General features: G+C 63.5%; 25 protein-coding genes and 1 tRNA gene. 17 read left to right on the forward strand and 9 right to left on the reverse strand.

Annotation, left to right across the window (positions count from 1 at the left end; translation table 11 throughout):
* Positions 1 to 400 precede the first annotated feature (400 nt).
* A tRNA-Arg gene (locus GXP39_12775) sits at positions 401 to 473 on the forward strand.
* Between the two features lie 168 nt (positions 474 to 641).
* Here GXP39_12775 and GXP39_12780 read toward each other — a convergent pair.
* From GXP39_12780 to GXP39_12820, 9 genes are all read right to left on the reverse strand, one after another.
* Positions 642 to 1,349, reverse strand: a complete 708-nt coding sequence (locus GXP39_12780) for a hypothetical protein (protein ID NOZ28909.1) — start codon at positions 1,347 to 1,349, stop codon at positions 642 to 644.
* Between the two features lie 73 nt (positions 1,350 to 1,422).
* On the reverse strand, positions 1,423 to 1,581 hold the full coding sequence (locus GXP39_12785; protein NOZ28910.1) for a hypothetical protein: 159 nt from the start codon (positions 1,579 to 1,581) through the stop codon (positions 1,423 to 1,425).
* Positions 1,582 to 1,722: 141 nt separating this feature from the next.
* Positions 1,723 to 1,896 carry a hypothetical protein gene (locus tag GXP39_12790; GenBank protein ID NOZ28911.1) on the reverse strand — a complete coding sequence of 58 codons (174 nt, stop codon included), beginning with the start codon at positions 1,894 to 1,896 and terminating at the stop codon, positions 1,723 to 1,725.
* A gap of 142 nt (positions 1,897 to 2,038) precedes the next feature.
* Entirely contained in the window at positions 2,039 to 2,563 is a 525-nt protein-coding gene (locus tag GXP39_12795) for a cytochrome c (GenBank protein ID NOZ28912.1), read from the reverse strand.
* On the reverse strand, positions 2,547 to 2,795 hold the full coding sequence (locus tag GXP39_12800) for a glutaredoxin family protein (GenBank protein ID NOZ28913.1): 249 nt from the start codon (positions 2,793 to 2,795) through the stop codon (positions 2,547 to 2,549). Before GXP39_12800 ends, GXP39_12795 begins: the two co-directional genes overlap by 17 nt.
* A gap of 111 nt (positions 2,796 to 2,906) precedes the next feature.
* Positions 2,907 to 3,113: a glutaredoxin family protein gene (locus GXP39_12805; protein ID NOZ28914.1), complete on the reverse strand. Its 207-nt coding sequence runs from the start codon at positions 3,111 to 3,113 to the stop codon at positions 2,907 to 2,909.
* 55 nt (positions 3,114 to 3,168) lie between these two features.
* Entirely contained in the window at positions 3,169 to 3,546 is a 378-nt protein-coding gene (locus GXP39_12810; GenBank protein NOZ28915.1) for a cupredoxin domain-containing protein, read from the reverse strand.
* Positions 3,547 to 6,357, reverse strand: coding sequence for a heavy metal translocating P-type ATPase (locus tag GXP39_12815; protein NOZ28916.1), 2,811 nt, complete (start codon positions 6,355 to 6,357; stop codon positions 3,547 to 3,549). It abuts the gene before it with no gap.
* A 387-nt stretch (positions 6,358 to 6,744) separates the two neighbouring features.
* Positions 6,745 to 7,479 (reverse strand): DUF4386 family protein, encoded by a 735-nt coding sequence (locus GXP39_12820; GenBank protein NOZ28917.1) that lies wholly within the window; start codon positions 7,477 to 7,479, stop codon positions 6,745 to 6,747.
* A 973-nt stretch (positions 7,480 to 8,452) separates the two neighbouring features.
* Here GXP39_12820 and GXP39_12825 point away from each other — a divergent pair.
* The 16 genes from GXP39_12825 to GXP39_12900 all read left to right on the forward strand — a co-directional run bounded on the left by GXP39_12825 (position 8,453) and on the right by GXP39_12900 (position 20,286).
* Positions 8,453 to 8,689: a hypothetical protein gene (locus GXP39_12825; GenBank protein ID NOZ28918.1), complete on the forward strand. Its 237-nt coding sequence runs from the start codon at positions 8,453 to 8,455 to the stop codon at positions 8,687 to 8,689.
* Positions 8,690 to 8,800: 111 nt separating this feature from the next.
* Entirely contained in the window at positions 8,801 to 9,481 is a 681-nt protein-coding gene (locus tag GXP39_12830) for a hemolysin III family protein (protein NOZ28919.1), read from the forward strand.
* Positions 9,482 to 9,658: 177 nt separating this feature from the next.
* The gene (locus tag GXP39_12835; protein NOZ28920.1) at positions 9,659 to 10,321 is read left to right on the forward strand and encodes a response regulator transcription factor; all 663 of its coding nucleotides are present in this window, start codon (positions 9,659 to 9,661) and stop codon (positions 10,319 to 10,321) included.
* Positions 10,318 to 12,000 carry a HAMP domain-containing protein gene (locus tag GXP39_12840; protein NOZ28921.1) on the forward strand — a complete coding sequence of 561 codons (1,683 nt, stop codon included), beginning with the start codon at positions 10,318 to 10,320 and terminating at the stop codon, positions 11,998 to 12,000. Before GXP39_12835 ends, GXP39_12840 begins: the two co-directional genes overlap by 4 nt.
* A 329-nt stretch (positions 12,001 to 12,329) precedes the next feature.
* Positions 12,330 to 12,575 (forward strand): hypothetical protein, encoded by a 246-nt coding sequence (locus GXP39_12845; protein ID NOZ28922.1) that lies wholly within the window; start codon positions 12,330 to 12,332, stop codon positions 12,573 to 12,575.
* Between the two features lie 58 nt (positions 12,576 to 12,633).
* Positions 12,634 to 13,008: a hypothetical protein gene (locus GXP39_12850; protein ID NOZ28923.1), complete on the forward strand. Its 375-nt coding sequence runs from the start codon at positions 12,634 to 12,636 to the stop codon at positions 13,006 to 13,008.
* 33 nt (positions 13,009 to 13,041) lie between these two features.
* A complete protein-coding gene (locus tag GXP39_12855) occupies positions 13,042 to 13,227 on the forward strand; it encodes a YHS domain-containing protein (GenBank protein NOZ28924.1) in 186 nt (61 codons plus the stop codon).
* Positions 13,228 to 13,285: 58 nt separating this feature from the next.
* A complete protein-coding gene (locus tag GXP39_12860; GenBank protein NOZ28925.1) occupies positions 13,286 to 13,885 on the forward strand; it encodes a DUF1573 domain-containing protein in 600 nt (199 codons plus the stop codon).
* Positions 13,886 to 14,053: 168 nt separating this feature from the next.
* The gene (gene lgt / locus GXP39_12865; protein ID NOZ28926.1) at positions 14,054 to 14,875 is read left to right on the forward strand and encodes a prolipoprotein diacylglyceryl transferase; all 822 of its coding nucleotides are present in this window, start codon (positions 14,054 to 14,056) and stop codon (positions 14,873 to 14,875) included.
* 45 nt (positions 14,876 to 14,920) lie between these two features.
* Positions 14,921 to 15,985 carry a LysM peptidoglycan-binding domain-containing protein gene (locus GXP39_12870; GenBank protein NOZ28927.1) on the forward strand — a complete coding sequence of 355 codons (1,065 nt, stop codon included), beginning with the start codon at positions 14,921 to 14,923 and terminating at the stop codon, positions 15,983 to 15,985.
* Positions 15,986 to 16,019: 34 nt separating this feature from the next.
* Entirely contained in the window at positions 16,020 to 16,694 is a 675-nt protein-coding gene (locus GXP39_12875; GenBank protein NOZ28928.1) for a methyltransferase domain-containing protein, read from the forward strand.
* The gene (locus tag GXP39_12880) at positions 16,691 to 17,101 is read left to right on the forward strand and encodes a DUF1573 domain-containing protein (protein NOZ28929.1); all 411 of its coding nucleotides are present in this window, start codon (positions 16,691 to 16,693) and stop codon (positions 17,099 to 17,101) included. The genes GXP39_12875 and GXP39_12880 overlap by 4 nt, the downstream gene beginning before the upstream one ends.
* A gap of 491 nt (positions 17,102 to 17,592) precedes the next feature.
* Complete coding sequence (locus GXP39_12885) at positions 17,593 to 18,819, forward strand: YeeE/YedE family protein (GenBank protein NOZ28930.1); 1,227 nt, start codon at positions 17,593 to 17,595, stop codon at positions 18,817 to 18,819.
* Positions 18,820 to 18,979: 160 nt separating this feature from the next.
* Complete coding sequence (locus tag GXP39_12890) at positions 18,980 to 19,207, forward strand: sulfurtransferase TusA family protein (GenBank protein NOZ28931.1); 228 nt, start codon at positions 18,980 to 18,982, stop codon at positions 19,205 to 19,207.
* Positions 19,208 to 19,526: 319 nt separating this feature from the next.
* On the forward strand, positions 19,527 to 19,769 hold the full coding sequence (locus GXP39_12895; protein ID NOZ28932.1) for an SHOCT domain-containing protein: 243 nt from the start codon (positions 19,527 to 19,529) through the stop codon (positions 19,767 to 19,769).
* A 112-nt stretch (positions 19,770 to 19,881) separates the two neighbouring features.
* Positions 19,882 to 20,286 (forward strand): DUF302 domain-containing protein, encoded by a 405-nt coding sequence (locus GXP39_12900; GenBank protein ID NOZ28933.1) that lies wholly within the window; start codon positions 19,882 to 19,884, stop codon positions 20,284 to 20,286.
* The last annotated feature ends 336 nt before the right edge of the window (positions 20,287 to 20,622 follow it).

Below are 20,622 nucleotides of genomic sequence, written 5' to 3' on the forward strand. Positions count from 1 at the left end.
CCCTCCGGGCCTCCCCACAGCGGGCAACGGCATTTCTCAGACACACTCCGAGCGATCCCCATGCCGTCCGCCGGGGCGGCGCATCCAAAATGGGGGAAATTCCATCAGGCCCATCGCGAGCCCACAGGGGAGGTGCGGAGGGCCCTCCCTCCGCCGAAATATCCTCTTTTCCGCCTTGTACCTGCCCTTTCCCGGCCTGATTCGGGCGGGCAAGGCCGGGCAAGGCAGGTGAGGGCGGAAACTGGGAAGTTTCTTTTGAGGGGCTGCGCCCCTCAAGCTCCCCGCTGTATTTCCACCGAAGAAGATACACCATCCTCGCCGATGCGCGCTTGTTCAAGGCAAAGTCACGTGCTATAATTCCTGTTGCAGGAAGCTCTCCTACCATCGCGGAGGGCGGGGAGCCCCCATAGCTCAGTGGATAGAGCATCGGACTTCTAATCCGCAGGTCGCAGGTTCGAATCCTGCTGGGGGCGCACAAGATATAGGGGTTAGGGGAACAAAGAATCCAACATATTGTGTCCCCTAACCCCTTCTCATTCCGGCGTGCCACTCACTGCCGCTCGAGGCAGGTAAGACTACCTCTACCCTATCACAGCCCAGCAACTCGCCACCCGGGCCCTCTCCTGGAAAAATATAAGCAGCTAATCGTTATCGGATGACGGACCGCCCCCCATCGGCGTGATAGCACGAAGAAAGCCGATGAACATCAGCACCGCCCCCAGCAACTCGCTCACGTACAGCGCGCCGCTGATCCCCAAACGGCTGAACGTGCCGCCAAAGGCCGGAAGAATCGCCCCGATCGCGATGAGGATATTGCCGATGGTGCGGTGCAGCAGGATGCGCTTACGCCAGAATATCCAGGCGGACCACGCCGCGCCTCCCACCAACGCCACCGTGCCATACAGGTTGAAAAAGGGCGTCAGGGTGCGCACGCCCGGGGTCACGATCGCCCGGCCGCTCAACTCGCTGCCGGTGTGAACGCCACCCGTCATCAGGCTCGGATCCAGCTCCGCCCCGAAAACACGGATCATCCCATACAGCGATCCAAGCACCAGAAGCACCATCAGCCGATTGGCCCACTTCCGATCAACCAGCAGATAAACCGTGCCCTGGCCCAGCCAGGCGGCCACCAGGACGGCCCCGAACAGATACCACAGGCGAAAGATCAGCGGATTCCAACCGAAGGCCCCATAATACGCCTCGCAGAACCCGCCAATGCCGTAGAACACCATGCCGATGCCCCACAGAAGCAGATGGGGCCCCCTGCGCACCAGATAGCGCTTCAACACGAAGAAGGCGAAGACGAAACTGACGATGCTGGAGATGAAGGGCAGTAACGTGTACACCATTCTCGTGCTCCGTTTCCCTGAAGGATAAATGCGGAGGATATCCAGGCTCAGCGGGCGGCCACCCTATCGACGATCACCCCGATCCCGGGAAGATCCCCAGGATGACGCTTATGGCGATCAGCAGCAAGACGATGATGGCCACGACGATGATGCCCAGCGCGATGGGAACGATCTTCTCATACACGGGAGGATACTGGCGTTTCGATGAGTTCCGTTGATCCTTCTTCTCCATGCCCCATACCTTCCCTGTCCACAATGGGCGGCTCGGAAAGGCGATCAGCCCCTCCGAGCCACCCCTTTCAGATGTGACCGCCCTTTTGGGGGAGAGAGCAACGGATGGGAGTCTCGTCCATGTCCGTCCCGTTGTGCGGAACTATTTGCGCCCCAGAGCGGCGGCTACAAGCCCGGAAAGCGTGAAAATCACCCCCAGATTGAAGAGACCGCTTTGGAAGTTGAGTGCAAACCCCTGTTGAACCAACCCGATCAAGAGGAAGATCACGCCGATAGACAGGATACTTGGCGCTGCAAACCGCTTCAGATCATTCACACGGGTTCCCCTTTCGGCCGCGTCGAGCGGCCGATCCCACCATCGGTTGCACCATTATATCACATTCCGCTCGTTGAGGCGGCGTATCCAAAAGGACATGGAAGCTCTACCCCCTCGTTGAGTACGGGTAGCTGTCCTCCCTTCACTCCAGACTCTTCAGGAACTCCAGCAAGTCATCCAGGTCCTCGTCGCTCATGGACCAGCGGGGCATAGGCCACTCCAGCGGATCCCCGGCCGGGTTCACCCCCTGCGTGATGGCCCGCTTGATGGTCTCATCGGTGTAAGGGGGATGTTCTTCCTCTCCCCCCTCATGCTCCATCTTCTCCTCGGTCAACGTCTTGTAGCGGATATCTGGGGCGACGAACGAGCGCATCATGAAGCGTACGCGGCCGCCACGCCCATCGGGGCCATGACAGCTCGCGCAGGCCACCATCCCACCGCCCATCATGCCGCCGCCCATCATCCCCCCTCCCATATCGGAGGTGATCCGGGTCCCACGCTGGCTGGTGGCGGTGAAATAGATCTGCTCGCCATTCGAGCGAAACTCACGGCCGGTCCTCGTCCCCAGCCGCCCCCACCCGACAGGCGCACAGCCTGCCAGGATGAGGGCGGCCGCCCACAGGATGCCCCATCGTAGCAAGGATCTCCCGCTACCCAGTCGTCCCATCTGGCTCCCTCCCCTCCGGCGGATCGCCAGCCGACTCACCGTCCTGCCGGCCCGATTCCTCCAGATATCCCCCGGCCTGCAACAGCTCACGCACCCGGGCGAGATTCATCCCAAAGCCCAACAGGACCTCGCCATCGATGACCAGCGTCGGCGTGGCGAAGCGGCCCACCAAGCGTTCGAGCTCATCCATATAGCGTTCATCAACGGTGACATCTTTCTCCACAAAGGGGATGTGATATCGTGCGAAGAACCTCTTCGCCGCGTGACAGTCCGCTCAGGTGGGCTGGGTATAGATCACGACACCTCTGGCCTTGCGACGAAACAGTCTACGGAACACGCCTGCTCACTCCTCTCCCTTACCTTCCAACAGCTGCTCCAGCTTCCGGCGATCGAAGCCGATCACCATCTCGCCGTCGATCACCGTCACCGGCGTCGTCATCACCCCCAGCGCCTCCAGCTCGGCCAGGGCGTCCTCATCCTGGGAGACATCCCGCTCGGTGAAGGGCACGCCCCTCTGTGAAAGAAACTCTTTCACTTTTCCGCAAAACAGTCAGCCTGGTTGGGTGTAAACCAGAATTTGGTAGCTCATCACGATCCGTCTCCTTTCACTCCTCCACGATTAATTTCCCATGCAGCATGCCCATCTGGCATTGGAAGTCATACTCGCCCGGCTTCTCCGGCGTGAACTCGATGGACACCACCTCGCCGGGCGGCAACTTGGCGCTCTTGTTGAAATCAGGGAACAGCACCATCTCCGAGCAACTGGCCGTCTCCTGCCGGAGAAAGTTCAGACGCACCGGCTGGCCGGCCTTCACCACCAGCACATCCGGCGTGTACCCGCCCTTCACGATGATATCGGCCTCCTGCACGCCACCGCTGGCTGCCAACCGGGCCCCCTTCTTCTCGGAGAAGAAGAAGAACCAGATCACCAGGATGGAGAGCACGATAGCGCTCAAAAGTACGCTGATCTGTGCGATCGTCATTTATCGTTCCTCCTTACCCCGACCAGTCCGAATGGAAGGCTGAAAGCTCCTCAGGCGCAACGCGTTGCTGATCACCGTCACACTGCTGAGCGCCATGGCGGCGCTGGCGATGATCGGGCTGAGCAGAATGCCGAAGAAGGGATACAGCACGCCCGCTGCGATCGGCACGCCCAGGGTATTGTAGATGAAGCTGCCGAACAGATTCTGCTTGATGTTGCGCATGGTCGCCTTGCTCAGCTCGATGGCCACCGCCACGCCGGTCAGGCTTCCCTTGATCAGCGTGATGTCCGACGCCTCGATCGCCACATCCGTCCCGGTGCCGATGGCCAGCCCCACGTCGGCCTGAGCCAGAGCCGGGGCGTCGTTGATGCCATCCCCCACCATGGCCACCGTCTTGCCCTCCAGCTGCAACATCTGCACATTGAGGGCCTTGTCCTCGGGCAGGACCTCGGCCAGGACGCGATCGACGCCGACCTGGCGGGCGATCGCCTCCGCTGTGCGCCGGTTGTCGCCGGTGATCATCACCACCTCCAGCCCCAATCGCTTGAGGTGGGCGATGGCCTCCCGGCTATCCTCCTTGACCGTGTCGGCCACGGCCACGATGCCGGCGATCCGGCCGTCCACGGCCACGTACATCGGCGTCTTTCCATCATCCGCCAGCGCCTGAGCCCGGGCCTCCAACCCGTTCAACTCGGCGCCGATCTTCTGCATCATCTTCAGGTTGCCCAGGGCCAGCTGGCGCCCCTCCACCACGGCGGTAACGCCATGACCGGGCACCGCCTCGAAGTCCGTGGCGTCCACCAGCTTGATCCCCCGCTCCCTGACGCCGTCCACGATCGCCTGCGCCAGCGGGTGCTCCGACGCCTTCTCCACGCTGGCGGCCAGCCGCAACAGCTCGGCCTCCTCCAGGTCCCCACTGACGATCACATCGGTCAGCTCCGGCTTGCCCTTGGTGATGGTGCCGGTCTTGTCCAACACGATGGCGTCCAGCTTGTGCGCCGTCTCCAGCGCCTCGGCCGAGCGGATCAGGATGCCGTTCTCCGCACCCTTACCGGTGCCCACCATGATCGAGGTGGGCGTGGCCAGGCCCAGCGCGCAGGGGCAGGCGATGATCAACACCGTCACCGCCGTGACCAGGGCGTGAGTAAGCTGCGGCTCCGGCCCGAAAACGAACCAGATGGCAAAGCTCCAGATGGCGATCAGGATCACGACCGGGACAAAGTAACCCGAGATGACATCCGCCAGCCGCTGGATCGGCGCCTTGGTGCCCTGCGCCTGCTGCACCAGCTGAATGATCTGGCTCAGAGCGGTGTCCTTGCCCACCTTGGTGGCCCGGAAACGGAAGGATCCCGTCTTGTTGATGGTGGCGCCGATCACCTCGTCCCCCGGCTTCTTGCTGACCGGGATGGACTCGCCGGTGATCATGCTCTCGTCCACGGCCGAGGTGCCCTCGACCACGATGCCGTCCACCGGGATCTTCTCCCCCGGCCGGACGATGACGATATCCCCCACCAACACCTCCTCCACCGGGATATCCACCTCCTCACCATTCCGCACCACCCGGGCGGTCTTGGCTTGCAGACCCATCAGCTTGCGGATGGCCTCATTGGTTTGTCCCTTGGCACGAGCCTCCAGCACCTGCCCCAACAGGATCAGGGCGATGATGATGGCGGTCGTGTCGAAGTAGACCTCGCGCAACCCCTCCGGCAACAGGCCGGGCAGGAAGGTCGCCACCGTCGAGTAGAGATAGGCCGCGCCCGTGCCCAGCGCGATGAGCGTATTCATGTCAGCCGTGCGATGCCGAAACGCGCTCCAGGCCCCCACGAAGAAGCGGCTGCCGGACCAGAAGAGCACCGGCGTGGTCAACACGAACAGGATAATCCAATTGATCTGGCGCGGGATCTCCCGCAAAACGGGGATGTACTCCCCAAAGGTCAACACCAGCACAACGGCCGCCAACACGGCGGCGACGACGAATCGGTTGCGCAGGTCACGATATTCGGCCTGGCGGGCGGCCCGCTCGGCGTCCTCAGGGGGTGCCCCGGGCGCTGGCTCCGCGGTCTCATAGCCGGTGGACTCGATCACACGGCGCAGAGTGGACACCGTGGTCATACCCGGCACGTACACCACATCCGCCTGCTGAGTCGCCACGTTGACCGAGGCCCGGATCACGCCGGGCGTGCTCATCAGCGCCTCCTCGATGAACGTGACGCACGAGGCGCAGTGCAGGCCCTTGATGCCGATCTGGGCCTCGGCGCTGCCCACCGTGTAGCCGGCCTTTTTGATGGCTTGCTGGATATCGGCCAGGGAGATCCGCGTTGGGTCGTACGTGACGTGGGCCCGGGCCGTAGCGTAGTTGACGCTGGCCTTCTGGACGCCGTCCAGCTCGTTCAATACACGCTCGATGGTCTGTACACATGTGGCACAGTCCAGGTTAACGATGGGCAACTCGACCCGCACCGGGCCCGCCAGCTGCGGGTTGACCCCGGTGGTCGCCGATCCGACGATCGGCTCCGACATCCCGTGCTCGCCATGCCCACCTGTGTAAGCGGCCGGGTCCGCATCGAACCGTTTCGCACATCCCTCAGAGCAGAAGTAGTACGTCTGTCCGTCCACGTCACGCGTGGCCGCCGCGGCGCCGGGATCGACCGGCATTCCACATACCGGATCGGTCACCGCGGCCGGCGGCGTCTCGGCGATGAACTGGGACGAATCTGCGTCAAACTGCTCGACGCAACGGTCGGAGCAGAAATAGTACGTCGTCCCATCCACCGTGCGGGTTGCAACGGCACTCTCTTCCTCAATCTCCATACCACAAACCGGGTCTTTTACCATAGGTTCCCTCCTGACCCACGATGGGCTCGCCGGCGATCGGACCGAACCCTCGCCGGCTGCGTTTGACGCAATCGGTCACGAGAGACGGACCACAGGGCCGCCAAGCCCCCGAAACCCAATATCCAGGTGATAAGCCATCGAACGATCATCCACAAACCTCCCAATCACCCCACGACGTGGGGAGGATCACGGCCGTTGGGAATCTCCCCTCAGCCACCTCCCCATTATCGGCCTTAACGACGCGCTTGACCACGGTGATCCGGCGTGCCCCGGCACCGGTCATTCGGCCCACGCGCTTCCCACGGACACCCGCCAAATGGCCTATATCGCCGGTGCCCGAAAGCCCCAACTTGAGAGGAAGCCCTATTGGGCTTTCCCGCTCCCTCGCAACAATTGCGATCCGCCCCAGGCATGCCAGGCGGTCGTGATCAGCCCCAAGAGGATGAAGAGCACCTCAAACGCCTGCGCCAATCCGCCGCCCGCATCCCCCGTGCCGGTGACGAGAAAGTACTCGAAGGCGAACATCGTCCCCCCGACGACCACGCCGACCAGGCCGAGATAGCCCAGCCCACGCGGCCATCCCGCCTGCCGCAACATGCCTCCCCCCAGGGCGCCGACTCCCAACCCGACCAGCAGGTAGCCCCAAGTGCGCACCATGCGGCCCGCCGTCTGCAGCATCACAAAGGTCAGCGAGGCGGCGTCCGGGTCACGGGCGTACACCGCGGGCAGGCTGATGTAGGCCGTCAGGTCCAGCGTCTCGGCGACCAGGACCAGCAGCCAGCCGACGAGGGCCAGGAAGCCCCCCAAAGCGGCCATCCCGGGCGCGCTCGGGACGAGCCGCCAAGCCAGCACCAGGGCGAAGAGGCCAGCGGCAAGCAGACCTATGATGTTCACCAATCCCGTAAATCGAATGAGAAGGGGATGGGCGGCGAAGAAGGGCAGGACGTGATCGGGATCGCCGAAGCGAGCCTGATCCAGTCCCTGAGCGGTCATCACGCCGAAGAAGAGCAACACGAACAGCGGCAGCCACACCGCGGCGATGACGCCTGCCACACCGCCAAGCCGCGAGGTGGCCTGAGCACGAGCGGATTCCCCCATAACCCAGCACCTCTACCCGTCGAAAGGCCTTGCAAGCGCTCATGGGCATCGGGAAAGGACGCTCGCTCGGGGCTCTGGCCCGTTCCCCGATCCTGATGGGAATCCAGGCCGAAGCCGGGCGGGCGCAACCGGAAGCCCCTGAACGATCCCGATGGCCCATCCACAGCGGCGTGGGGGAGCCGCCGCTATTCATTTCCATCATCCCGGCCCCGCAGGGAATCCCCCAGATGTCCCCCCATGGATGTGCGAGCCCGTCACATCCGATCAAGGACCCGCCCATGGGGATCCACACACGGGGGAGCCTGCGCAACGGCCGTCTATGAGTCCACCTGAGTCACCAAAGATTGCGCATCTCGCTATATTATGTACCCTAATATAGCTCAACCGATCTGTCAAGCCACCCCGAGGGCAGGGCAGGGCTTTTTCAAAGTCAGTGGTGGAAATCGGGGTGGTAGGAACACCCCGCGTGTCGCCCAACGCAAGACATTCCCCTGATCATCGACCGAGGGAAAACGGCCCTCATCCCCCCAACCCTCTTCTCCCGGGCTCGGGAGAAGGGGGCTCAACGGTGAGCTGCGCCGCCGCCACCACCCATTCTCAGGTCCCCCCTCCCAGCGAAGCGGATTGGGGAGGGGGGACGACAGGGGGGGTGGGGTACGTCTGGCCACGTCGTGTGCTGGGGGAAGCTGAAAATAGAGTTCTTCGGAGGGACTACCACCCCTCCGAGCCACCCCAAAGATGCGGAGCCACGCTTCCGTATCGCTTAACTTGATACCAATAGGGCGCAACGCCGTTGTGTCCCCTACAACGAGCGTGACCAGATGCCCCTACATTCCTTTGTGCCTTTCCCGGGGATCGGGTATATAATGTTTGGCGTCAGGCTCGACGGCGGAAAGACATGCATCATCCGCCACCCGCCCGAGTCTGACCTGAGTCCCCATCAAGGCCAAGGGCGGGGAAAGGCGGTGTTTCGATGGATACGATGATCCGGAAGCTGGACGGGGCCAATATGGATATCGAGCTGACCACTCCACAGGGCCTCATCTCGTGGGAACAGGACAGATGCCCCTGGAACGAAGCCGAGGGAACGGATCACCATAAATGCGCGGTCAAGAACGTCTCCATATGTCCTTATTTCTGCGGCATAGAATACCTGGACAACGTGCTGTGCTGCTACCCGCATCCGAACCCCCTGGAAGGAACGGAGTGAGCATTGTTCTTCGCAATTTCCGAGGCGTTTAGGGGCAGGAGAGGACGGCCGGCTGGCCGGCTCTCCGATCTCCCGAAGCTCACGAGCCATGTCTTGCGGAGCGATACCATGATGCCGCGTGAAACCGGTCCGGGCGGCGCTCCCGGGGATCCCAAGCTCTACTCCCTGAGAGAGGACCTCGTCAATAGCATCACCCATGGCATTGGAACCGCCTTCAGCATCGTCGGGCTGATCGTGCTGGTAGCTCTGGCCACGCTCTACGGCGACACCTGGCAGGTGGTCAGCTTCAGCATCTACGGGAGCACCCTGGTGCTCCTGTACCTGTCCTCGACGCTCTATCACAGCTTTCAGAACCCACGGGCCAAGCGGATCCTCCGGATCATCGACCACACCTCCATTTATCTGCTGATCGCCGGGACGTATACCCCCTTCTTGCTGATCAGCCTGCGCGGCACCTGGGGATGGACGCTGCTGGGCATCATCTGGGGGCTGGCTCTGCTGGGCATCGGCTTCAAGACCCTCTCCGCTCAGCGCTATCGAAAGCTCTCCACGCTGTCCTACGTCCTGATGGGCTGGCTATGCGTGGTCGCCTTGAAGGAGATGCTGGTCCATATCCCCCCGGGCGGCCTGATCCTGTTGGCCGTCGGGGGGGCAGCCTACATGGTGGGCATCATCTTCTATACCTGGCACAGGTTACCGTATCACCATGCCATCTGGCATCTATTCGTCTTAGGAGGCAGTGTCAGCCACTACCTCGCCGTGCTCTTATATCTAGCGCCTAAAACTCCATAAACATCGCGGCAGCGGAGGCATCAGGCCCCCTCAGGACGCACCCATCTCGAGTATCAGGCCTTCCGCCTCATCCCCGTGATCCCCGCCGATTGGGCCATGCCACGGGGCCGGCTCCTGGAGCCACACGATGGCAGACGCCGGGGCACAGGCGGGCCGCTGCCGAGGAGGATAACGATCATGCAGCCTATCCAAGTCGTTCTGGCCGACGACCACGCGGTCGTCCGCAAAGGGATTCGAGAGTTCCTCGAGGAAGAAGAGGACATCACTGTCGTGGCGGAGGCAGCCGACGGCGAAGAGGCAAAGGAGCTGATCCGCCAACACCAGCCCGACGTGGTGATCCTGGACATCCGCATGCCCAAGGCGACCGGGATCGAGGTCACTCGATGGGTGCGAGACCAACAGATCGCCACGGGCGTCCTCATCCTGAGCGCCTACGACGACGACCCGTTCGTGCTGGCCGCGCTGGAGGCCGGCGCCAACGGCTATGTTCTGAAGACCGCCGAGGCCGATGAGATCGTGGCGGCCGTGCGAACGGTCCACAAAGGACAGTCGGCGCTGGATCCGGTCGTCGCCCAGAAGCTGATGGCGCACCTGGCGGGCACATCGCACCGCGCGGACGAGCCGGTCGAGCCGTTGACGCCGCGTGAGCGGGAGGTGCTGGAGATGGTGGCGCGCGGGCTCACCAACCGAGGCATCGGCCAAGCGCTGGGCATCAGCGACCGCACGGTGCAGGGCCATCTGGCCAACATCTACGCCAAGCTCCAGGTCGGCAGCCGCACGGAGGCCGTCACCAAGGGGCTCCAGCTGGGGCTCATCCATCTGCCAGAGGAGTCCTCGTGAAAAGCTGGTGGTCCTCGATCAGCCTGCGCGGGCTGCGGGTGCAGATCCTCCTGTGGACCATCCTGCCCTTCATCATCCTGCTCATCGCCCTCTCCCTGACCGGCATCCGGAGCCATCAGCAATCGATGCGCGCTCTGGTCGCCGAGCGGGATGCCGGGCTGGCGCAGGCCCTGGCCAACAGCGTCTCGGCCGAGCTGAGCCGCTACAGCACGGCGATCCTCCTGCTGGCTCGATCCGAGGCGCTACAAAGCGGGGACATCACGGCTACGCGAAGGGCCGTCACGGAGGCCAGCCGGGCCCTGCCGAAGGCCACCCTGCTGATCATGGATGAGCGGGGGGACGTCGTCATCGGCCCCGATCCGCCCCCTGACTGGGCTGTGGAGGGCATCCGACAGCCATCGGGCGAGGCGGACACGGACGACGGACCGACCGCCCGGATAGCCGCCAACGGGCGCACCCTCCTGTGGGCGATCCCCTTGAAGGGGAACACTCGGTGGCTCGTCGCCGGCGTCCCCCTCGAGGCGCTCGAACTGGAACGGCTGTTGAGCATCGAGCATCTGGGGGCCAACGGCACCGTGGCCCTGATCGCCTCCCAGGGGCAGATCTTATACGTGGGCGGGGCCTCCCCCGCCGACACGATCCCCATCGAATGGTCCAGCGTGGAACAGGCTCTGGAGGGCGAGAACGGGTTCCACTTCGCCCCCAGCCCCGAGGGGGAGCAGGTGATCGCCTACGCGCCGATCCCGGAGATCCAGGGCACCCTGCTCATCCGCGAGCCGTGGGAGCCTCTGGCAGCGCCCCTGCTGCGCCTGGATCGGGTGATGCCCTTCGTCCTGCTGACCGCCGCCGCGGTCTCCGTGCTCACCCTCGTCTTCGGCCTGCGGTACGTGGTGCGCCCGCTCCAGAAGCTGGACGCGCAGGCGGACCGCATCGGCCTGGGCGATTTCGAGGCGGCCGCCGAGCTGGTCGGCGGCGTCAAGGAGATCGAGGACCTGCGCCGCACGCTGGATCGCATGGCGCGCCAGGTCCAGCGCTATCAGGCCGCCCTCGAGGATTACGTGGGGGCCATGACCCGAGCCCAGGAGGAGGAGCGAGCCCGCCTGTCCCGTGAGCTACACGACGAGACGGTGCAAACCCTAATCGCGCTGAGCCAGCGAGTGCAGATGGTCCAGCGGGCCCTCAAGCGGGATCCCTCCCAGGCCGCCCAACGGCTGGCCGAGCTCCGGACCATGGTCAACGATGCGGTGGAGGAGGTACGCCGATTCAGCCAGGCGCTGCGCCCCTCCTACCTGGAGGAGTTGGGGCTGGTGCCGGCGCTGGAGATGCTGGCGCGCGAGGTGGGAGCCTCCTTTCGCAGCGTCGGCACGCCGCGACGCCTGACGGACGAACAGGAGCTCGCCCTCTACCGCATCGCCCAGGAGGCGCTGAGCAACGTCCTTCGCCACGCCCGGGCCCGCCACATCTGGATCGAGCTGGCCTTCACCGACGCGGGGACCTCGTTACGCGTGCAAGATGACGGGATAGGGTTCCGAGTGCCCAGGCGCTTCACGGACCTGGCCCGATCCGGGCACTTCGGACTGATGGGCATGTACGAACGGGTTCAACTCGTCGGCGGCCGCCTGATCATCACCTCATCCCCCGGAAAGGGGACCACCATCGAGGCCCACCTACCCCGATAGCCCCTTCCGCCCAGGCCAGCCTCGCCAAGCACGGCCGGGTGCCACATCCCTCATGCACCCTCCCCTGCGTCTTCCCGCCGCAGGACGTCGCGCTCCAGGATGGGCTCCGGAGATCCCTCCACGGAAACCCCGCCTCTCCGGGAGGCCAGGTCGTCTTCCCATCGCAGAAACACCCCTCCTATGCGCTATGACCCGTAACGACCTCGAGGGCTATGAGCCATTTAGCGGGGCATGGGCACGCCAAATAGCTCTTGTGAGCCCCCATTGCGCATGCTACACTCGAACTGTCACCAGAAATGACGCAACGCGAAACACCAGGAGCGCAGACGATGGCACGATCCCGGGTAAGACGTCGCAGGCGACAGAAACGTCGAGCGGAAACCAGGCGAGCCCAACGGCTTCCCCTGGTGGCCTCCGTAGGCATCATGGCCGGATTCCTGGCCGCCTACCTCGGCGCGGAGATGTTCCTGAGCGCACGTCTTCACCCCATCCATTGGGTCGTAGCGGGAAGCGGTGGCGGCTTGGGGTACCTGGCCGGAATGGTCTGGTACCAGCTACGCGGGGACATCGTCTGAGGAATCTCGGCCGATGCCCGCAGAACGAACGAGGCGACGGCCGAGGAGCAGGGCTAACGTGATGGAACAACAAGTGCAGGTTGCGATGGATTGCCAGGAGACAATAGAGGTGCTTGCGCAGGCTCTGGAGATTCAGGGGATGCGGGTATACCGCAGCTTCGACCTGCGCAACGCGCTGGCATCCCTGCCTGAGTGCGATTGCCCCCATCACGGGACGGAACAATGCACCTGCCAATATGCCGTGCTCCTGGTGTACGGGGATGCCTCCTCGCCCGTACAGGTGGTAGCTCACGGGCGTGATGGACGCACATGGCTGAAGATTCTCAAGGCCGACCACCCATCGACGACGCTGAGGGAGGGGATTTCCAACGCCCTGGACGTCGTCCTGAGCACGAGCGGGGACTCCCTGGCAAATCCATCGCACCTGCGATGAGATCCCTTCATAAATTCCAACAGGAGGCGAATGATGGCGAAAGATCCCGTATGTGGTATGACGGTGGACGAAAGCAAGGCGGCCGCAACCTATGAGTACAAGGGCGTGACTTATTACTTCTGCGCCCCCGGCTGCAAGGCGGCCTTCGAGAAGGAACCGGAGAAGTACATCAGCAAAGAGGAAGGCGGCATGCAGCATGGCCATGAGCATCATCACTGAGGCTCCCGTGGGCCTGCTCCGCCAATCCCGCACTCGCGATGCCCGGAGGCATTAACGAATGGGTAAGGGGCGAGCGTCGAAACGCCGGGTGCGCCGACGAACATCGCGTCGGCGCACCCGGGGCCCGTGGCTGCTGATCGGCGGTGGCCTCGCGCTGCTCCTGATCGTGGTCTCGGCGTACTGGGCCTGGGGGCGCACGCCGGCCGCCGGCGCCTCGGCTGAGGCCGTATCCTACGATCCGGCCGATGTGGTCTACGATGATGGGCTGTACGGTGTGCATGAGATGGAACCATCGCAGACGCCCATCCCCTTCCTGCCGAAGGACGGCCCTCAGCCGAAACTGGTCATCCCGCAGGATTTCTGGGACTTCGGAGAGGTGGGCCCCACCGACGTGGTGGATCATACCTTCGTGCTGAAGAACGAGGGGGAGGCGCCATTAACGATCAGCCGGATCTACACGACGTGTGGATGTACCACGGCGGAGCTCTCCGCACGGGTGATCCCACCCGGCAAGGTGGCACTCCTACGGCTGATCTTTGACGCCGGGTATCACGACGTCCGTGGACAAACCGTGCGTCGCGGCATCATCATCGAGAACAACGATCCCAACTATAGCGAGGCAGCCGTCTGGTCCGAAGCATTTGTGAAATGGCGATAGCCACCTTCGCGTCCAGCGGGCCCATCGTCAGGTGAGGGGAGCGCCATACCTCGCCCACTGGACATGAATGTTCCAGAAGCCTCTCTGGTGGGAAGGGGCAGATCCGACGAGTAGCCCTGGGACGCGATCCCGGGGCTACTCGCTACTTATGGAGGTGAAGACGTCATCATGTTTGGCTTTGCACCCGATCCGATCCTGCTGCACATAGGCCCCCTCACGGTGCGCTGGTATGGGGTCCTCATCGCCCTCGGCACTGCCCTGGCGGCCACGGCCTCCGCCCGCCTGGCTCGACGGTGGGGCTACGATCCCGAACACATCTGGAGCGCGCTCATCTGGTGCCTTGGACTCGGCATCCTCGGCGCCCGCATCCAATACGTGCTCACCTCATCGCTGGAGAGCCCGGCCATGCGCCAGTACTACCTGGAGGATCCCGTTCGCATCATCGCCACCTGGCAGGGCGGCCTTGGGATCTACGGCGCCCTTTTGGGCGGCATCCTGGGACTCGCCCTGTACGCCCGGCGCGCCGACCTCGCCCTGTGGCGATGGGCCAATTTCGTCATCGTCGGCGTCCCCCTGGGACAGGCCATCGGCCGCTGGGGGAACTTCTTCAACCAGGAGCTGTACGGTGCGCCCACAGACCTGCCCTGGGCCGTCACCATCGATCCGGCCAACCGTCTGCCGGGATATGAGTCCTTTGCCACCTTCCACCCTGTCTTCCTATACGAATCGCTCTGGAATCTGATCGGCTTCGCGCTGCTGTTCTGGCTGGGCTGGCGATATGGAGATCGGCTGCTGGATGGCGAGTTGGTGGGGCTGTACGCCATCTGGTACCCCACCGGGCGCTTCCTGATCGAGTTCATCCGACTGGGGTACACCGACGTCGCCGGACTCACGCCCGCCCAATGGGCCTCGCTGATCGCCATCGTCATCGGCGCGTTCATCACGGTCTATCGGCGAACCGTTCGCGTGCAACTCGTCAGAAGCCAATAGGGGTTTCCAATGTCATGGTCCAGATCTCGCTCCGTGAGGCTTAAGATGCGCTCCACGCTTCGGCTGCTCCTGCCCCCGTTCCTGGCCGTAGCGCTGGCGCTGATCCCCGTCGTCGGCGTCCAAGCGGCCTCGACGGCGGAGGAGGGCATCCACGTCGTCCAGCCGGGGGACACGCTCTTCGGCATCGCCATGCAACACGGCGTGACGATCGACAGCCTGGTACAGAGCAACCGCCTGGTCAACCCGAACGCGATCTACGTGGGCCAGAAGCTTCGCATCACCGCAGACGCCGCTGGCGAGAGCGCACGCCCCTCGGATGCCCCCTCCGAGGATGAGGGCGAGGCGCACATCGTGCAACCCGGCGAGACGCTCTCCGCCATCGCGGCCGCGCATGGGGTCACCGTCGAGGCCATCGCAGAAGCCTCAGGCATCGCGGTGTCCGACCTCCTGCGCGTGGGACAAAGCCTGCGCATACCGCAGCGAGCCGCATCCCCGCCCCCCGCCGAGTTGGAGCCCGCCGCCCCCGAGCCGGAGGCGGCGCCTGAGGCTGAGCCGGCGCCCAGCGTGTACGTCGTGCGGCCGGGCGACACGCTCTCCGAGATCGCCCAACGATTCCAGGTCCCCGTGGCGTCGCTGGCACGGGCCAACAACCTGAGCAACCATGGGCTGCTCTTCCCCGGGCGCAAGCTGGCCATCCCCCAGTCGCGGGAGGTCCGGCCGCGCGGCGGGGACAAGCGGGTGGTGGTGAGCATCTCCCAGCAACGGTGCTACGTATACGATGGCGACACGTTGCTATACGAATGGGTGTGCTCCACGGGGCGCCGCAGCTCGCCGACCAAACCGGGCACCTACTACATTCAAAGCAAGATACGGACGGCATACGGGTCCGCCTGGGACATCTGGATGCCCTACTGGCTGGGCATCTACTGGGCGGGCAGCACGGAGAACGGGTTCCATGGCCTGCCGTGGAACGCCACCACCGGACGCCCCACCTGGGCCGGCCTGGTCGGGACGCCCATCACGTACGGCTGCATCATGCTGAGCAACGAGAACGCCAAGATCCTATGGGAGATGGCCTACATCGGCATGCCGATCATCATCGAATACTGATGGTCGGCATACGAAGCGAAGGAGCACGGTTCTTATGGTGGATGTGAAGGAGACGACGTTAACGCGAGCGCGATACGATCGTATCGCGCCTTTATATGACCTCATGGAGGCGCTGGCCGAGCGACGATACAACGACTGGCGGCAGCGCGTCTGGTCGCTGGTGACCGGACCGCGGGTGCTGGAGGTCGGAGTGGGGACGGGCAAGAACATGCCCTACTACCCTTCGGGGATACAGGTGACCGGCGTGGATCTGAGCGCCAGGATGCTGGACCGGGCCCGCCGGCGAGCGGAACGCCTGGGCCGCTCCGTGACCCTGTTGCAGATGGATGCCCAAGCGCTGGAGTTCCCAGATGACGCCTTCGACGGAGCGGTGGCCACCTTCGTATTCTGCTCGGTGCCCGATCCCGTGTTGGGGCTGCAAGAGATGGCACGAGTGGTCAGGCCAGGGGGACGCGTGGTGCTGCTGGAGCACGTGCGCTCCGAGCACCCCATCCTGGGGCGGCTCATGGATCTGCTGGATCCGGTGATCGCGCGGCTGATGGGGCCACACATCAACCGACGAACGGTGGACAACGTTCGCCGGGCGGGCCTGGACATCGAACGTGTGGACGATCTGGGGGCCAGGGGGATCTTCAAACTGATCGTGGCCCGGGTGAGCGAGGAGAACGGGAAAGAGGAGGCGACGGATTCCCAGGAGAGGCGCACATGAAGAGGGTTCGCGCCATAGGCTGGCTGGCGATCGCCGTATTGGTGCTGGTGTTCGTGCTGGTGGCATACGGAGCCCGACGCCCCGATATCGCGCTCTCGGCCACGCAGCACGACTTCGGCGATATCGAGCAGGGCCAGGTGGCCGTGACCGAGATCACCGTGTCCAATATGGGCGCGGGCGACCTGAAGATCGAATCGGTGTCCACCTCGTGCGGCTGCACCTCGGCCCGGGTGGAGCCCACAGTGATCCCGCCCGGCGGTGAGGGCAAACTGATCATTCGGTACGATTCCGGGGTTCACCCGGACAACGGACGGATACGCCGCTACATCTACATCGCCTCCAACGATCCCGACGAGCCAGAGGCTCAGGTGATCGTCACGGCCAACGTGCAGGCCCCCGCGCCGTAGAGGAAGCCCCATGACCACATCTGAACAATTGTTCAGCCGAGACGATTTGACAAAGGGTCCAAACGCCAGTAAAATTTCACCAACTTCGAGGAAAAGGTGTTCTCGTGCCCCGGATGGCTTCTTGGGGACATCACATGTCTCGTGCTCTGCCACTCATGTGCATCTGTACATAGCGGGCGCCGATGGCGCTCCGCGGCATACGCGCGCTCACGGCGGTATGCCATCCGGGGGAGAATCATCGGCGCTCGCTGCGCCTGATCTGGATCTGGGCGATGGGATCTTCCCTGGCCGAGGATATGACAGGCACAGTTGGGGGCACGATGACGTGAGAACACCGGTCAGAATCGGTGGTCCATCCTGGTGTGGGTGGGCCGCTTAACCATATTCCACCCTTTCCCCTTCTTTGGCTTGTAGGAGACTCGTCGCCCGACACCCCGGGTTTTGCGAGTCTCTTTTTGTTTTCCGAACACCCCACAGGAGGAGGTTGCACGATGACAGCCGCGAACATGAAACAGTCCACTCACCCCGGCGCGTGGGTCAGCCAGCATACGCTGTTGGGGTTGCTGGCCGCCATCGCCAGCATCGTTATCCTCGCCTGGCTGACTCAAGTCAACACCACCCTGGCTATCTTCTGGCTCTTCGGCCTGGGATATGGATTCGTGGTCCAGCGCAGCCGATTCTGCTTCACATCCGCATTCCGAGATCTGTTCCTGCTACGAGACGGCCGCCTGATGAAGGGCGTGCTCCTGGGACTCGCCATCGCCAGCCTGGGGTTCGCGCTCATCATGTACAAGGCCGTGCCCGACCCGACCCAGGGCATCGCGGGGAACGTGTACCCGACGGGATGGCACACGCTCCTGGGAGGGCTGCTGTTCGGCACCGGGATGGTCGTCGCGGGCGGCTGCGCCTCGGGGACCCTCTACCGCATGGGCGAGGGGTACGTCGCCCAGTGGGTTGCCTTGATCGGCATGCTGGTCGGCTCGTTCCTGTTGGCGCTGAGCTGGGAGTGGTGGTGGCCAGCCGTGGTCTCCCAGCAGCCCAAGGTATGGTTCCCTCGGGTGATGGGATGGGGAGGGGCGCTGAGCATCACGCTCCTGATCCTGCTGGCGCTCTACCTGCTGGTCATCTGGTGGGAGACACGGGCCGGCGGCGTGACCGTGCGGCGCGAGGCGCCCCCGCCGGCGGAGACGTTCGGGCAGCGTCTCCGAGCCGGGTGGAACAGCCTCTTCGTCCACGCATGGCCGGCATTGGTGGGCGGCGCCTCCCTGGGCGTGCTGAACATCCTGGAGTACCTCTACAAGAAGCCCTGGGGCATCACCACGGCGGTCTCCCGCTGGTCCGGTTGGATCGCCTACGTGCTGGGATATCCGGCCCAGAACCTGCTGTACTTCGGCGACAAGCCCGCCGGCAAGCAGCTGTTGAGCCACATCCCCTGGCAGAGCGGTGGCAGCCTGCTGAACTGGGGGCTGATCTTCGGCGCTTTCGTGGCGGCCCTCCTGGCCGGCGAGTTCAAGATCCGCTTCGCCCCCGGCCGACGCTACGTGCAATCCTTCATCGGGGGCATCGCGATGGGATACGGAGCACGCCTCGCCATGGGGTGCAACATCGGAGGATTCTTCTCCGCCATCCCCTCGCTGGCGCTGAACGGCTGGGTCTTTGGCCTGGGGCTGTTCGGCGGCGCCTGGCTGGGGGTGCAGATCATCCGACGCCTGCCGTGAATAAGGGCCCCAAGCAATGGATAGAGGAACCGCTCAGAACCTGGACAATCCACCGACAGCAGGCTGAGTCCCTATGCTCAACCTGCGGCAGCCCCCACGCTGCCGCAGCCAGCCTATTGCGCAAGCTTTATCCGATTTTCTCTATGAGGAGGTGAACAAGATGAAACTCGACGTCCGAGGAGAGATCTGCCCTTACCCGATGCTGAAGGCCGTGGAAGCGATGAAGCGTCTGCCGGAGGGGGAGATCCTGGAGGTGATCACCGATCATGCCCCGGCGTTGGAGACGATCCCGACGCAGGCTCATCGGCTGGGCTTCAAAGCGGAGATCCGGCAGACCGGCAATCCGGAATGGGTGATCGTACTGACAAGAGAAGAGGCGTCGGAGTAACTCACGAGCGAAAAGCGGTGGTAGGGGCCGGGCCTGATCAGAAGCCCGGTCCCTTTCCTCTACCAACAGTCCGCTCGCCAACCCTCGAGAGGGGCTCCCGTGCGCCCCTTATCCCCTCAGCCTCCTCCCTGAGCGGTCTTCACAGAATCTTCATACTCCCTTCAAGAGCCCGCCATGGTGGCCGGTTATCATAGGGCTGACGATAGGAATTTCCAGGACAGGCCATGTCCAACGACAAGTAGCTGGTACAAAGACCGGTCCCCTCAGCGGGGATCATGACGCCAGCCAGCCCTTGGCAGATGAGGAGGAGGTAAGGATGATGATGGGATTTGGCTTCGGCGGCTTGGGCCTGATCTTCATGCTCATCTTCTGGGTGGTGATCATCGGGCTGGCCCTGTGGCTGCTCAGCAGCCTCTTCCCCCAAGCCACCCGTTCGACGCAGCCTCGGACGCCCGCACAACAACCGCCCGAGTCCCCTCTGGAGATCCTCAAACGGCGCTATGCAAGCGGTGAGATCTCCAAGGCGGAATATGAGCAGATGCGTCAAGACCTGGAGAGGTGAAGCACAGCCCGGAGCAGCAATGGTGCCCCAACGAAGAGCCGATGCTCACGAAGCGCTTCTCCCCAGCCATAAACGATCCTTTCAGAAAGATCAACTTAGGAGATCAGACAAAATGGCAAAGACGATAACCGAGTACGCATTTCGAACGAAGCTGAACCTACCATACGAGCAGGCCGTGGAGAAGGTGGTCGGAGCATTGAAGCAGGAAGGGTTCGGCGTATTGACGGAGATCGATGTGAAGGCGACGCTGAAGAAGAAGTTGGATATCGACTTCCGCAGGTACGTCATCTTGGGCGCCTGCAACCCATCGCTGGCCCATCAGGCGCTGAACACGGAGCTGGAGATCGGGCTGCTGCTGCCATGCAACGTCATCGTCTACGAAGAGGACGGCGGCAGCGTTGTGTCCATCGTGGATCCCATCTCCATGTTGGGGGTTGTGGAGAATCCGGATCTGGATTCGATAGCTCGTGAAGCACGAGCCCGGCTGCAACGAGTGATCGAGGCAGTGCAGGACTGATCGCATCACGGCAACGCCATGAGGAATCCCCCGGCGCTAGCTACAGCGTCGGGGGATTTTTCATTTCCGGCGAACCTCTTCTCCTCGTCTTCCCATCTCGCCATGGGGGGCCGGAGGAGCTTCGCCCTTCCCCAAGCTTTGAGTGCCCCCCGGGTACCCAATATATACAGCTTCTTTCGTGACGCTACACTATATCTTGATGTAGGGATGGCAGAAGACAGCGCCCCCCGCCACCCGAAGGGCAACCTATTAAAACCACCGTGGCACAGTCACCCACAAAGGCAATTTGGGTGGTCTCCCCCATGGGCGTTGTCGAGGCAGGGGCGATTCATGAAT

The organism is Chloroflexota bacterium, assembly GCA_013152435.1.
In the GTDB taxonomy this organism is placed as follows: domain Bacteria; phylum Chloroflexota; class Anaerolineae; order DUEN01; family DUEN01; genus DUEN01.